The sequence below is a fragment of the Spongiibacter nanhainus genome, from assembly GCF_016132545.1.
Classification (GTDB): domain Bacteria; phylum Pseudomonadota; class Gammaproteobacteria; order Pseudomonadales; family Spongiibacteraceae; genus Spongiibacter; species Spongiibacter nanhainus.
In genome coordinates this window covers 3,008,225-3,022,675 of sequence record NZ_CP066167.1, presented here as the reverse complement: position 1 = coordinate 3,022,675, position 14,451 = coordinate 3,008,225, and the positions used below count along the sequence as shown (strand labels likewise).

The 14,451-nt window shown below is 50.7% G+C and carries 13 protein-coding genes; 12 read left to right on the top strand and 1 reads right to left on the bottom strand.

Features of this window, described 5'->3' with window-relative positions:
• Positions 1 to 19 precede the first annotated feature (19 nt).
• From I6N98_RS13775 to I6N98_RS13730, 10 genes are all read left to right on the top strand, one after another.
• Positions 20 to 1,411, top strand: coding sequence for a DUF1329 domain-containing protein (locus I6N98_RS13775; protein ID WP_198568927.1), 1,392 nt, complete (start codon positions 20 to 22; stop codon positions 1,409 to 1,411).
• Between the two features lie 72 nt (positions 1,412 to 1,483).
• Positions 1,484 to 2,500 (top strand): WD40/YVTN/BNR-like repeat-containing protein, encoded by a 1,017-nt coding sequence (locus I6N98_RS13770; protein ID WP_198568926.1) that lies wholly within the window; start codon positions 1,484 to 1,486, stop codon positions 2,498 to 2,500.
• Positions 2,501 to 2,539: 39 nt separating this feature from the next.
• On the top strand, positions 2,540 to 4,588 hold the full coding sequence (locus I6N98_RS13765) for a DUF1302 family protein (protein ID WP_198568925.1): 2,049 nt from the start codon (positions 2,540 to 2,542) through the stop codon (positions 4,586 to 4,588).
• Positions 4,589 to 4,674: 86 nt separating this feature from the next.
• Positions 4,675 to 6,045 carry a DUF1329 domain-containing protein gene (locus I6N98_RS13760; RefSeq protein WP_198568924.1) on the top strand — a complete coding sequence of 457 codons (1,371 nt, stop codon included), beginning with the start codon at positions 4,675 to 4,677 and terminating at the stop codon, positions 6,043 to 6,045.
• A gap of 357 nt (positions 6,046 to 6,402) precedes the next feature.
• Positions 6,403 to 7,803, top strand: coding sequence for an NAD(P)/FAD-dependent oxidoreductase (locus I6N98_RS13755; protein WP_198568923.1), 1,401 nt, complete (start codon positions 6,403 to 6,405; stop codon positions 7,801 to 7,803).
• 87 nt (positions 7,804 to 7,890) lie between these two features.
• Positions 7,891 to 8,511 carry an acyltransferase gene (locus I6N98_RS13750; protein WP_198568922.1) on the top strand — a complete coding sequence of 207 codons (621 nt, stop codon included), beginning with the start codon at positions 7,891 to 7,893 and terminating at the stop codon, positions 8,509 to 8,511.
• Between the two features lie 2 nt (positions 8,512 to 8,513).
• Complete coding sequence (locus tag I6N98_RS13745; RefSeq protein WP_198568921.1) at positions 8,514 to 8,906, top strand: phenolic acid decarboxylase; 393 nt, start codon at positions 8,514 to 8,516, stop codon at positions 8,904 to 8,906.
• 100 nt (positions 8,907 to 9,006) lie between these two features.
• Entirely contained in the window at positions 9,007 to 9,543 is a 537-nt protein-coding gene (locus I6N98_RS13740; protein ID WP_198568920.1) for an HD domain-containing protein, read from the top strand.
• Between the two features lie 34 nt (positions 9,544 to 9,577).
• Positions 9,578 to 10,867 (top strand): MFS transporter, encoded by a 1,290-nt coding sequence (locus I6N98_RS13735; RefSeq protein ID WP_198568919.1) that lies wholly within the window; start codon positions 9,578 to 9,580, stop codon positions 10,865 to 10,867.
• Between the two features lie 105 nt (positions 10,868 to 10,972).
• Positions 10,973 to 11,533: a class I SAM-dependent methyltransferase gene (locus I6N98_RS13730; protein WP_232787343.1), complete on the top strand. Its 561-nt coding sequence runs from the start codon at positions 10,973 to 10,975 to the stop codon at positions 11,531 to 11,533.
• A gap of 75 nt (positions 11,534 to 11,608) precedes the next feature.
• Here I6N98_RS13730 and I6N98_RS13725 read toward each other — a convergent pair whose 3' ends face one another.
• Positions 11,609 to 12,100, bottom strand: a complete 492-nt coding sequence (locus I6N98_RS13725; RefSeq protein WP_198568917.1) for a styrene oxide isomerase — start codon at positions 12,098 to 12,100, stop codon at positions 11,609 to 11,611.
• Positions 12,101 to 12,256: 156 nt separating this feature from the next.
• Between I6N98_RS13725 and I6N98_RS18840 the strand changes: the two genes are divergently transcribed.
• Both I6N98_RS18840 and I6N98_RS13715 read left to right on the top strand, forming a co-directional pair.
• Complete coding sequence (locus I6N98_RS18840; RefSeq protein WP_420497001.1) at positions 12,257 to 12,829, top strand: GDSL-type esterase/lipase family protein; 573 nt, start codon at positions 12,257 to 12,259, stop codon at positions 12,827 to 12,829.
• A 220-nt stretch (positions 12,830 to 13,049) separates the two neighbouring features.
• Positions 13,050 to 14,245, top strand: a protein-coding gene (locus I6N98_RS13715; RefSeq protein WP_198568915.1) for an IS3 family transposase whose coding sequence is annotated in 2 segments (ribosomal slippage) — positions 13,050 to 13,355 and positions 13,358 to 14,245 — 1,194 coding nt in all. Because the reading frame shifts where the segments join, the coding sequence is not laid out codon by codon here.
• Positions 14,246 to 14,451: the final 206 nt, after the last annotated feature.

Genomic DNA, 14,451 nt, shown 5'->3' with positions numbered 1-14,451 from the left:
AATAAATCTGGAGGTAGTAATGCACATTCGTAAATACGATATGAACTTTAGCCGGCGGCAGCTCCTCAAGGGGATGGCCGCAGGTGCGGCCGCTGGGGTCCTGATGCCATTGGAAAAAGTAATGGCAAAAGACCTCAATCTTTTAAAGGCATACCCTGACGAGTTGTATTCAGTAGAAGATCAGACAAAGGGTCAAATCAGTGTCGGTGATTACCTCACGGCTGATAACGTAGAGCATGCCAAGCACCTGCTCGACCCTTCTATTTATGACCAGATTCTCAATGAAGGGCGCCGAATTAAAATACGTGCGCCAACCACTGACTTGCGTCAGTTGTTCAATAACTCCTACTACGAAGCCATGAAGCGCAACCTCGCTGAAGGTCGCAGCGGTAAGTTTGATAGCAACGGCAACGTTGTCGATGACGCGGGCAAGGCCTGGGGTGGTGGTCTACCTTTCACAAGCCCCAAAAATGGTAAGGAAATCTGGGCCAACATGGCAATGAGCTGGGGCCGTGCCGACGCAAACACCTATGCGATCCGGCAGTGGGACTACGGCGCAGACGGCGGTCTGGAATACGAGTACGACTTCCAGTGGGTAGAGCTGCAAATGCAGGCTCGTACAGACCGCAAAGTATTCCGTGGGTACGACAACGAAATTCGTCGCCAGTGTGTTTACTTCAGTAACTCACAAGACGTTCGCGGTACGTCATTCTTGAGTAACTGGGCGTACGACCAGAACAAAATCCCCGATCTGTACGGTTACCTTCCTGAGTTCCGTCGTGTTCGTCAGTTCCCGGCTAACCAGCGCTTTGAACCGCTGATTCCCGGTGCTACCTGGTTCCTGACCGACCCTTGGGCCGCGGGCGACCCGTACCTGACCTGGGGCAACCACAAAATTACTGACCGCAAGCCTATGCTGCTGGCCTGTAACGGTAATTTTGGTAGCACTGACGATAACTGGGAGCCAGTAACTCAGGCAAATAATCCTAAGTTCTGGGAAACAGAATATGAAATGTGTCCTGATGTGATCGTGACAGAGTGTGAGCCAGTGGGATACCCGCGTTCACCGGTAAGCAAGAAACAGGTGTTTGCTGACGCTCGTAACAGTGTGCCTTGTGGTTGTATGCGTTATGACCGTCAAGGAAAGCTCTGGGCTAACTTCGAAATGGCCTTCGGTCAATTTGTTGGTGGTGGCGCAGACGGCAATCGTGTTGTTCTCAGTGCTGATGGTAAAACCCCAGCATGGTCATGGACATATGTAATGATCTACGACCACCAGAACAAGCGGATGTCGAAAACTCACCACGCCAAAAAAGGCGTAGGCACAGAGTCTCTCTTCCAGATCGATGAAGACTGGTTGTTCGAGACCTACTGTACCCAGCAGGCTCTGCAGTCACTGGGTCGTGCGTAAACGTAGGTTTGCGCTTATGGCTAGCACCCGTTTGTCGGTGCTAGCCATTCTTATAACGAAGGGGAGAGTTAGATGAGAATTATTTCATCTCCTAAAACAACGATCTTGGTATTACTGGTTGCGACCTTAGGCATGCTGTCTGTTTCAGCCACTGCCAGTGAGGGAACCTTGATCTCGACGCAGACACCCACCGATCGGCTCTATGACGTCGAAATGATGGGGAAGATGGGCTACGCGGTTGGCGAGGCGGGGCTGGTAATGAAGTCCACCGACGGGGGTGAGACTTGGAATAGAGAGAACGCCGACACAAATCTTGCACTTACCAGCATTGCACTCACTAAGAAAGGCGCTGTTGCTGTCGGTCAGTTAGGAGAAGTTGTTGTCAACGTAGGCTGGAAGGGCTGGAAGCAGATTGGTTCCGACGCTCGCATGCGCCTGCTGGGCGTCGACATGAATGAGCGAGGCCTGGCAATAGCGGTTGGTGCATTTGGCACGTTGATGCGATCAACAGATGCGGGTCAATCCTGGGAGCTGTTAAGGCCGGATTGGGCGCCTCTGTACGATTCTGGTGCCGGCGATACCGCCGTGATTCGGGATGAGCCTACTAACTATGTCGTCAAAGTGTTTGCTGATAACCGCATTCTGATTGGCGGCGAATACGGTCAACTGTTGACCTCCACTGATGGTGGGGACACCTGGGAAGTCACCTATCGACACCCAGAAAAGGGCGATGTCATCGCGCCGACACTGTTTGACCTGAAGTTCTATGGAGATACCGGCTATGCCACCGGGCAGTCCGGTCTGGTGCTGATCTCGAGAGATGGCGGCTTATCCTGGCAGGCAAAGCCGACATCAACTCGGGCAAGTCTGTTTGCTATCGCGGGTGATGCTGACGGTAACATTTTTGCTATTGGACAGCGCGTTTCTGTTGTTAGTACTGATCAAGGTAATACCTGGCGTGAATTCGACGCGTTGGATATCTCCCTAAACTGGTACGCCGGCTTAGTAGTCAGTGAGCGTGGTTCTTCAAAGAATATCGTGGCGGTGGGCCACAGTGGACGGATTCTTTCTCTTAATCCATTTAAGTAAAAAATATAACGATCGGTCGAATAGAGAGGACCTAATAACATGAAAATGAGATATAGAGGCATGGTTCCTGCCTTGGCGCTCTCCGTTGGGGGGATGCTGAGTAGTTCCGTTTATGCCGAGGGTTTGATTGAGAGCCTTGTCGAGAAGACGACCTTCTTGGGCCAGTTTCGGATTGATGCAGCGTTTAAAACAAACAGCGATCAAAACCCATACAACCAAAATGCATTCCCCTACCAGAATGAGGAAGTGTCTCGTCAGGCATTTTTGCCACCTGATTTGGGTGGTGGGCCATGGGGAACTACCCCGATCCCGGCGCTTCCATTTGTTTTAGATACCAACGACACCATTATTCGAGACGATCGCGCCACCGCAGAAGACTATGACTTTAATCAGGTCAACTTGCGATTTAGTGGTGAGATGGATATGCGCTTCAATCGCCAGTGGCGTTTGAATGTTAAATTGCGTGCGGTTTTTGATCCGGTTGTACACGATGGCTTTGACGCCATGGATGTCATGAACGATCAAGGCGGCATTGCTAAAGGCCGGTTTGATCGCTACGCGGATACCGGAGAGACCAATTTCTACCAGGCTAAAGGTCGAAATGGGGACAATATCAATCCCCTGGAGTTCGCCGGCCGAGACTACATGGTCGATTTTCCAACATTTATCATTAACTACAAGTCGGGGAAATACGATTTCCGCTTTGGTAACCAGCAGATCGCCTGGGGACAGGCCATCTTCTTCCGTACCTTGGACGTGGCCAATGGTTTGGATCTTCGCCGCCACCTGATTCTTGATCGTGGGATTGAGGAATTTGAAGATGAGCGGGTACCCAAGTTGGCCTTGCGTGCGACTGTGCAGGCGACCCAAAATATCCTGTTCGATGGCTTTATTGGTAAGTTTCAGCCTGACATTCTTCCCAACCCGGGGACGCCCTACAACGTAATTCCCGCTCAGTTCAATAAGCCTTTGGATAACTACCACTCCGGAGGTTATGACAGCAAGCTCGACGGTGGTTTCCGCCTGAAAGGGGACTACGGTAACTGGGGCTGGCAGGCAATGTATGTTAGCCGCTACAACCCTCTCGGTGTATTCCGGTGGGCTGAGAGTGGTATTGAGAAGGGCTTGACACCTTGGGGTGGCACCTTGGGTACTGTTGTAGAAACCGGCTACCTGGCGAAACCGCGCTGCAGTGGCGATCAAAACCCCTACGATAACTTCTGTCGCTTATACGATAGTGTTGGCGAGGCGCTAAGCCATTCGCCCTTCACCGTCGGGCCTGGTGGTGTCTACAGTGACGTAGAGTGGTTTGCTACTGCTGCTAGTGTTCGCGTCAATGGTGTCGATGTTATCAATGCGGCGATCATGGATTTCCCTGCACTTCGTGACGTATTTGCTTCTCCAGTGGCTAATGTTGATGAAGCTCGCGCTCTGCTTAACACGTTCTTTGTTGCTTCTGGTGGCAGTATCCGCGGTAACTTACAACGCGATTACTATCGCGAGGACGTATTTGGTTTAGGCCTTAGTTACGTCACCGAGACCGAGGATAACAACTCATTTTGGAACCAAATTATTCTGAACCTGGAGGCGCAGTACACGCCGGAGCGTGTCTTTACCTCGCCGGATCTGGGCAAGGATGGTCTGAAGACCGACGAGTACATCATTACACTGGTGGCGGAAAAATGGCATAGATGGAGCGAGAGCTTCCCAGCAGCCTACTTGGTCGGTCAGTTCATGCACCGCAGTGAGAGTGATCTGGTGGGCCTGCACCTGGACGGCTACGGCGGAAACGTTGGTAATACTGAGCCGAAAACGCCAGATGGCATTTCCAGCGCGAACTATTTGGTATTTGCTGGTTTCCAACCATGGCCTAACCGGAAGTTTATTGCAGAGTGGGCATTCCTATACGATGTAGAAGGTGGCCTGCTGGCTCAGCCTCTTATCAAGTGGAACCCAGGTAGTGGTATGAGTGTTGACCTCTACTACAACTATGTAACAGGTGATCTGCATGGTGACGGTAGCAAGACCCTCACTCGCGCCTTGGATCACGTACAGGAAGTGGGTATGCGGTTTACCTATCAACTGTAATCAACTCTGCCCAGTGGGACGGGTGATGCAAATATCACCCCTTTGCCGGCTATATAGTAGTAGCCGGCTTTTTTGTGGAGGGCTATATGAAAGATTGGCTTTTTGATATCGATAGGCGAAAACTCCTCAAGTACGCGGCATCCGGTCTGGGGGCCGGTTTAACGTCTCCGCTGTGGGCGGCCATAGACAAAGCGGGGACGATCGAGAAAGCCTATCCCGATGAGCTATTGTCCATAGACAACTACACAAAAGGTAAAATTTCGACCGGGGACTACATTACCGCGGATAATGTAGAGTTAGTAAAAGGCCTGCTAGAGCCAGCGAAGTACCAGCATGTGAAAAATATGGGACGTCGGCTAAAAGTGCTGCCTACCACCATGGACTGGATGAAGCTTGGACCGTGGGAATACATGGAAGCGACGCTATCCAACCAGGGAAAAGCGCGCTTCAGCGACAAAGGCAATGTTGTCACAAAGGACGGTAAGCCCTGGATTGGCGGTCACCCCTTTCCGGCTACTACTGACGCTTTAGAGTTGTTTGCCGGCCTGACGCTGTCCTGGGGGCGACACGACGCAAGCCTGTATGCCATGCGAGAGTACGACATCCGCCGGGATGGTGTCGTTGACTATGAATACGATCTCGTTTGGGCAGAGCTGGCGCCGGTCGGTCGTTTGACTTTGGATCCCAAACCTTACTGGCCCGGGCATGAAGACAAGCTTCGCTACAACACTGTGGCTTATTTGTCGCCTGAGTCGGAGCGCGGCGCTAGCTATCTGAATATTTGGCCATATGATCAGAACGAATTCCCAACCCTTTATGGCTATGTACCGAGCTTCCGCCGAATTCGTCAGTTTCCGACAAATCAGCGTTTCGAGCCGCTGGTCCCAGGTTCTGCGCTGTATCTATCCGACGCCTGGGCCGCGGGTGACCCGTTGCTGACCTGGGGTAATTACAAAGTGATCGGGCGTCAGCCATTATTGGCTGGGGTCTCGGGCGGCTGGAATGGCAAGCATGAAAATTGGGAGCATGATGTTCACGGTGGTGGTGAGGATGAAACCTTCTTTGACAGTGTCGTAGAGCTGGTTCCTGAAACGATTGTTTGTGAGGCTGAGCCCGTTGCTTTTGCCCGGGCACCGGTAAGCAAAAAGCGCGTATGGTTTGATGTGCGCAACGGCATGCCGGTCGCGATGGTAACCTACGACCGAAAAGGGAATGAGTTCCGTTCTTTTGATGGGTGCTACAGCCTCTACGACGATGGCGAAAGGCAAGTGATGGATGGAAAGCATCCCTACTGGTCCTGGACCTACTTGCATGCCTATGAGTTCCAATCTGGCAGAATGACCCGTATTGAACAGGTCAAAGAGCTCGAGGGTGGCCACAGGAGTCGAGCCAATGACGAAAGTATTTATCACGACTACTTGACCCACGCAGCACTGCAGAGGCTGGGTCGGGATTAGCAATAAATTCAATAAAAACAGATAGTTATGGGGGCCCTGCTGGCGGCTTGCGCCGCGATGGTGGCCCTAGCCAAAGAAAATGCCGTCTGCCACCCCGCTCAGGGAGCTTAAAATTTGCACTGCCTGCTAGGGAAGATGCACTGCCGATCAGTTGCGTAAGCGAATTTGCGGACACACTATCACCATAGTTGCGAAAGGCGAGTGCCCGAATAAAACTAGTGATCGGGGCGTTAACGAGTTTACCTCAACCCCCCGTTCAGTGAATGGTATGCCCGAGCTATATTCGGTATTCACAAGATTTACCGGTATCGAAAGGCAGTTGTTAAAAAATAAAGACGTATTTGTGAGGAATCCAGAATGGCGGAAATATTAGAAGCTGATTATCTAGTGGTCGGTGCTGGCGGTATGGGCATGGCCTTTGCCGATGAGATTCTTACCCACAGTGACAAGACCATCATTATGGTCGATAAGAATTTTCGTCCCGGTGGTCACTGGAACTATGTTTACCCATTCTGCCGCCTACACCAGACGTCTACCTGTTACGGTGTAAACTCCACTGAACTGGGCGGTGATCGCCGAGATGAATTTGGTCTGAATAAAGGCTGCTACGAGTTGGCTAGCGGCAGCGAAGTGGTTGCGTACTTCGATAATGTTATGCGCCGTCGATTTATCCCTTCGGGTCGGGTTAAATTTCTTCCGATGTGTGAATACGACAAGGTTACTGGCAAGGCAAGAAACACTGTTAGCGGCGAAGAATATCAGTTCAAGACAAGCAAAGTTGTCGACTCCACTTATCTGAATGTAACAGTACCATCACAGCGTCCTCCGACTTTTGATGTTGCCGAAGGTGCGAAGGCGATTGCGGTCAACGATTTGCCGAGGGTGGCTCCTTACCACGACAACTTCGTGATTGTCGGTTCCGGTAAGACAGGTATGGACGCTGTGTTATTCCTGCTAAGTAATGATATCGATCCTGATCGAATTACCTGGATTATGCCTGCTGATGCGTGGATGTTTGACCGCTTCACCGTAGATCCCGGCCGCAAGTTTAGCGATCCTGTTACGCAGTACGCTATCGGTATTCTTGAGTGTGCGCTGGAGGCAGAGAACTACCGGGATTTCTACAACCGGCTCGATAATCGGGAACTGATAAAACAACTGGACCCCGCTCACAAACCTACTCGCTGGCGCTGTGCAACTTTCACTGAGCTCGAGCTGGAGCAATTGCGTCGCGTCAAAAATATCGTTCGCATGGGCTACCTCGAGGCCGTGTCTCCTCAAGAGATGGTGATGTCCAAAGGTAGCCACCCCACGCCGGCTAACGCTGTGTTTGTCGACTGTGCTGCTGATGGCCTTCCCAAGGTTGCCGATACCAAGGTCTTTGATGGCAATACGATCACGCTGCAAACAGTGCGGATGTGTCAGCAAGTCTACAGTGCCGGCTTTATCGGCAACGTCGAGTGCAATGTGGAGGCAGACGAAGATCGCAAGAACGAGCTGTGTCACCCAGTGCCTCTGCCATATCTGGAAATAGACTATCTGCGCTGTGCGCTTCAGAACAGCAAAAATATGGCGGTCTGGTTGACTGAGCCTGCTGTAGTTAAGTGGATCAATGAAGCAAGAACTGACTTGTTTAGCCCGCTACTGGATTTCGAAGACCCGGAGGTCGCGAAGAATATCCAGGCAATGGGCGAGCTAATTCAGCAAGCGATTCCCAAAATGGAAGCATTGTTGGAAGAGGGTATGCGCGGCGAGTAATGCTCGCCACCTGCCCAGGACTCTGTTGTGCGCCCCTTAGTGGGCGTTTTTTTTGAGCATCGTATAAGCCTTACATACAGGACGACTATGGCTAAAGTCTATGAGATTGATGGCGTCATTCCGGTTGTGCATCCCTCCAGCTTTGTACATCCGGACGCAATACTGATTGGTGATGTCATCGTGGGTCAAAACTGCTACATCGGTCCTGCAGCTTGTCTCAGGGGCGATTTCGGTCAAATAGAAATTGGCGATGGTGCGAATGTGCAGGATACCTGCGTGATCCATTCTTTTCCGGGTAAAAAAGTAGTAGTTGGGGAGTATGGGCATGTCGGTCACGGTGCGGTACTTCACGGTTGTTGTGTGCGCAAAAATGCCTTGATCGGTATGAACAGTGTAGTAATGGACGACGCCGAGATAGGCGAAAGTGCTATTGTTGCGGCGTGTTCCTTTATTAAGTCAGGTTTTGTCGTTCCAGCCGGGAATTTGGCCGCAGGGTCCCCGGCACGTCTAATCCGAGAGCTATCAGACGACGAGATAGCATGGAAGTCAAAGGGTACGGAGGAGTACATGCAGCTGGCGCGCCGGAGCATTACAACGATGAAACCTGTCAGTGCGTTGCCCGAGCGGGATCCGGACCGCCCAACCTTGAAGGTGTCGGTTGATCATAAACCGCTGCAGTCACACCGCGAAGCGGGTGGAGGTTCTTAGTCATGGTCCGGATAGCGTTGATAGCCGTGATGCTGATGGTTACGCCATCTTGGGCTGGCGATCTTAAGAAACCGACGTCTGCCTTAGACGGTAAGGACATCACCTACAGCTATACAACTGGTAGGGAGTACAACCTTCGCTTTAAAGATGGGGCAGTAAGCTACCGCTATTTATCAGGCAGCAAACCCGATAAGTGGTGGGGGCCATTTCCTTACAAGGCGTTTGAAATCGATGAGAATACCTTTATGTTGGCGTGGTTCGAAAGGGACTACGGCGACTACGTGACGCTATTAGTGAACTTTGACAACAGACTTATCTATGGCAGTGCATTGTTGGGGGGCGAGAAAGTGCATTTTCACGGTGCCACGTTAAGCGACTCTACAGCGGTGGAGTGATGGTTGGTGAATATCTCACTATTAATTCACCCTGCATGAAGTAGGCGGATTCAGCGCAATTAAGTGGGACCTGTAATAAAAACAACGAGGTCAGACTAAAGTGTCAGAAACATATAACGAGCGTATCGACGAAATTCTTGAAGATTACCGAGAGGTCATCGGTAGCGACTTCCCTGGTTACCGGAATCACTGCATTCGTATGGCCGAGATCTGCGATTTATTGCAAGCCACTGATGAAGAAGACCGCCACAAAATTGCCATTGCGGCGGCGTTTCACGATATTGGTTTGTGGACGGCGAATACACTGGATTACCTACCGCCCTCTGTGCCACCTGCTGTTCAGTACTTGGAAAAGCACGGCCTTGAAGACTGGTCAGATGAAGTCAGTGCCATGATCCTGGAGCATCACAAACTTCGGCCCGTGGATTCCGCTTCATCCTACCTTGTGGAACTCTTCCGAAAAGCCGATCTGGTCGACTTTTCTAAAGGCTTGGTGAGGTTCGGTTTGAGTCGAGCAAAATACTCCCGGTTAGTAGAGACGTATCCCAATGCCGGTTTCCACAAAATGCTGGTCCGAATGTCGTGCTGTTGGTTCGTTAGGCACCCACTTAATCCCTTGCCAATGATGAAGTGGTAACACCTTAAAGAGATATACCATAAGAGCTCAGTGAATGACTCAGACTACAGAGCAACAGCGCCAAGCTCGGAAAGTCCTGCTTGCGAGTTTTATTGGCACCACCTTTGAGTGGTACGACTTTTTTATCTACGCGTCTGCGGCGGCGTTGGTCTTTGCTCCGCTGTTTTTTCCCGACGTGTCGGATTTGGTCGGACAGCTGGCAGCGTTTTCGACCTTTGCCGTGGGTTTCATTGCCAGGCCCATTGGAGGATTGGTTGTGGGGCACTTTGGCGACCGGGTTGGCCGCAAGAGCATGCTGGTGTTCTGTCTGCTCAGTATGGGTATCGCTACCGTATTAATCGGCTGTTTGCCAACCTATCATGATATTGGTATTTGGGCGCCAATATTGTTGGTCGTACTACGTATCTTCCAGGGGATCGGCGTGGGTGGCGAGTGGGGTGGTGCAGTATTAATGGCGGTGGAGTATGCGCCGCCAAACCGTCGAGGTCTATATGGTGGTTTTGTCCAGATAGGTACACCTGCTGGTCTGATTCTCGCAAACATTGCCTTTCTCGGTGCATTGGCGTTGGTGCCTGAGGACCAGTTTCTGGTGTGGGGCTGGCGAGTCCCATTTTTGCTGAGCGCCATCTTGGTCATCATAGGCCTAGTAATCCGACTTCAAATTGAAGAGACACCGATATATGCCTCCGCCAAAAGGCGCGATACCAGTGGCGAGCGCTTGCCTATTCTTGAGGTGCTGAAATCCCACTGGCGACCCGTCATTACTGGTGGCCTTGCCCACTCCAGCACCACAATGATTGGTTATGTCCTGATTGCTTACATACTTAGCTATGGGGTCGGAGTGCTTGGCATGGCCAAATCCACCATGGTGACGCTGGTATTGGTAGCATCGGCAGTGTGGTTGCTAACCTGCCTGATTTTTGCTGCCTGGTCTGATCGTTTGGGGCGCCGTCGCATCTATATCGCCGGCTCAATAGCAGCGCTAGCGTGGGTATTTCCGTTCTTTTTACTGATCGACACCATGAATGTTTGGCTTATGGGGGTTGCCTTGATCGGGCTGGCGCTGGCGTTGGCTGCGATGTACTCGCCAATAGCAGCGCTGTTGTCGGAGCTCTTCCCCACCCGGGTTCGCTACACCGGTAATTCACTCTCTTATCAGGTCGGGACGTTATTTGGGGGCGCCTTCGTGCCGGTCATTGCTACCAGTCTTTATCATGCCTTTGGTACCTCTATGGCCGTATCGGCCTATATGTTTATTTCTGTGCTGATAGGGTTTTTGGCCATTCTTTTTGTGCCGGAAACATCCCGTATCGACATCAACTGACTGGGCTTAAGTCCGAAGCGCTTATATATCGAGTTCTCCATGAGTGTATATGACAATAAGATACTTCCACATTTGCTAGATACTTTGTGCAGTCACGGATCTGTGATGGAGCAGCGTGCGAAGGTGGTGCCCCAGGCAACGGGTGTGGTGCTAGAAGTTGGTATGGGAAGTGGTATCAATCTGCCACTTTATAACGCCGACAGGGTCGATTTCGTTTGGGGGCTGGAGCCGTCAAAAGGCATGCGACAAAAAGCTCAAGCGAATCTTAAAAAGTCGCCGGTACGGGTAGAATGGCTGGACCTGCCAGGCGAGGAAATACCTTTGGATGATCAGAGTGTCGATACCATTGTGTTGACCTACACCCTTTGTACGATCCCTGATTGGCAGGCGGCATTGCAGCAAATGCACCGTGTGTTGAAGCAGGATGGACGGCTGTTGTTTTGTGAACACGGGCATTCCAGTCATACCCGAGTTGCAAAATGGCAGCACCGCATAACACCGATGTGGAAGAAAATGGTGGGCGGCTGCCACTTGAACCGCTCGATCGCCAAACTTATTGGCTCGTCAGGTTTTGAGATAACAGCGCTGGAGACCTGTTATATGAAAACCTTTCCGAAAGTGACGGGTTATATGTATATCGGAGAGGCAAGAAAAATAGCCGTCTAGCTCTGTAGTGTGATCCTGTTATGACAGCCGGTCACGGTAAGCAAGAGTATCTTTCAGATTCAGGAGTCATCTTGGCTAGGTTGATGAGTAAGCTTTGACGCCACGAAATAGGCCCAGCAACGCCAGCACAATCATAATATGAATGCCGATCATTGGTGGATAGCCGGATAGAAAAATCAGGTCATTGGCCAGACCTGACTTAAAGGGGCCGCCGCCAAACGCCAGACCTCGAGTGCCAAAAAGCGCGTTAAAAACGGCAGGAATTGTGAATAGCCAGGCGGCCGTTAACGCGGACCAGAATAGCCATTTTGTTTGGCGGGTACCAAGGTGTATATATTTCCCGGCGGCGGCTATGCCAATTAGCATAAGACCCTGGGTGATCGCTTCCATGTGAGCCATACGCCACGCTCGACCATCGTCGGGAATATCGACCGGAATGTTGATGGGGAAGGGCCAAAGAACAATGTGTTCAAGTAAGGCAAAAAACCAAACCCAGCCGATCAGCAAGCTAAACGCTATTAAACCAAATCCATTCAAGAATAGTAGCGAGCGAACGCGGTCGTTCATTTATATAGTCCGAGCCAATCTGGGAAGTCTAAATTCTATCATATACCGGCTTATAACGGATGGTGGTGGAAAGTAGAAAGTGGCAAAAATATCATTGATAACGAGTTAATTATTTTGGTGGGACATTTTTTTAAAGAATGGTTAACACGGGTTTTTATGTCTACTTGTCCGCTATGGTGTGTTGGATGTCTAAGTGTAAATGACGATCATGCAGGTCGTCCTGTCGAGCGAATTCAGATACTGGCATTTGGTGATAGTTTGACGTCGGGTGTAGGCGGGTCTGGGTACAGTTATCCCCGATATTTGGCGGCGCTAACAGGGATCGAAATTCTGAGTGATGGTGTGCCTGGTGATACTGCGATCCAAGGGTCGAGCAGGTTTCAAAACGCCATTAATCGGGTAGATCCCGATCTCGTGATAATTTGCCTGGGGATAAATGACTTCCTCCGAAATATTCCCGCAGAACAGTCACTTCGTCATATACGTTCAATGCTCAACGTTGCCGAGAAAAGCAGCGTCAATGTGCTGCTGTTAGCTGTACCAAACCCTCATACAGGTCGAGTCCACGATGTTTTTCTTGAAATCAAAGAGTCGGAGTATGTTCAGGTGGATTTGTACTCTTTGACAGATGTCTGGCGTAACCAACTTTACCGGGCGGACCTGGTCCACCTTAATAAGCAAGGGTATCGGGCTCTTGCCGAGAGCCTTAAAGAGCGCCTTGAGTGGTGATTCTCAGTGACGAGGGGCTTAAGCAAAAACGCGCTGCAAAAACGCAATTTTCCGAGCCATCGCCCTCAACACAATCTGTGACTGCGGCACAAAGCCATCGAAACCATGAACGGTGCCGAGGTCTTCTTGTAATCGCCCCGAAAAATAATCGAGGTTTTGAGTAGAGACTGTAGTTCCCCCGGTTTGAAGGATACCTTCTGATAACTCAGGAGGTGCAGAGGTGCCAAAATATACAAAGCCACGAAAGACGTGGGAGTATTCAACGGACTTTAAAGTAAAGGCTGTTCGGCTATCGTTGAAAGACGGTATCCAAGTAAAGTCGGTTGCCGAAGGGCTCGATATTCATCCCTTTGTGTTGTCTCGTTGGAGAAAGGAGTATCGTGAAGGGAAACTACAGGGTGATGGTCAGAAGCGAGTTTCTTTGATAAAGGAAAAGCGGACGCCGAGTGCAAAGGCGCTAACTGAAAATGCTCAACTCAAAAAGGAAAATGAGCGGCTCAAGCAGGAGAACGAGCTGCTAAAAAAGTGGCAACGGTATCTTGCGGAACGCCATCAGAACGATTTGGATTCATCCAAAGATACCGAGAACTAGGCGTGGCGAGGCTTTGCCGCTGGTTGGAAGTATCGCCAAGTGGTTTCTATGCATGGGAAAAGCGCGAAGCCTCTAAGCGTCAATGCCAAGACCAAGTGCTATTGAGGCGAATCACAGAGATTTTCCACAAAAGTGATGGTCGTTATGGTAGTCCGAGAGTGCATAAGGCGCTGCAGGCTATGGGTATCTATGTTGGCAGAAAGCGCGTTGAGCGGCTAATGCGAGTGGCAGGATTGAAAGGTCGTGTTGTGCGTGTCACTCGGCGCCAGCCAGGCTTGAAGCGGTTCAAAGCTCAAGGGAAGAACCTATTGCGAGATATGGCAGAGCCAACTGGTATTGATCAAGTGTGGGTTGGCGATGTGACCTATTTAAAATTGAATGGCCGGTGGCAGTACTTAGCCACAGTAATGGACTACTACTCGCGACGAATATTGGGCTGGTCGTTATCAGATAGCCGGAACTCTGAACTCACACTGTCTGCGATGAGATATGCGCTAAGAAAGCGGGAGCCCGTTCGAGGGCGGCTCGTATTTCATACGGATAGAGGGATTGAATATATGAACGGCGAGTTCCAGATATTACTAAAAACGAAAGGTATCCGGCATAGTGTGAATCGGCCAGGCCAATGCACTGACAATGCTCGAATGGAGTCGTTTTTCCACAGCCTGAAGGCCGAGCTGATCCGAGGAAGCGCATTCAATGGTGTGAGGGCATTACGTAGTGCTTTGTCACGGTACGTCAACAAATTTTATAACGAATGTCGGTTACACTCGGGGATTGGGTATATGTCTCCAGTAGAATATGAGCGCAGTGTAGTACTTTGAAATGGGTATCCATTTTATCGGGGGAAGATCAGACTTTTACAATACTCGCATAAGGAGCGAATTATGAGGAGGTCTCGATTTTACGACAGCCAGATTGCGGAGTTTCTCAAAGATAGCCTCCCGAAGACATGGATCGCATCTTTCCTCGGCAATGTTTGGTCGAAACAGTTGGAGGTGCCATTGCCCAACCAGCGACTTTTCCGCAC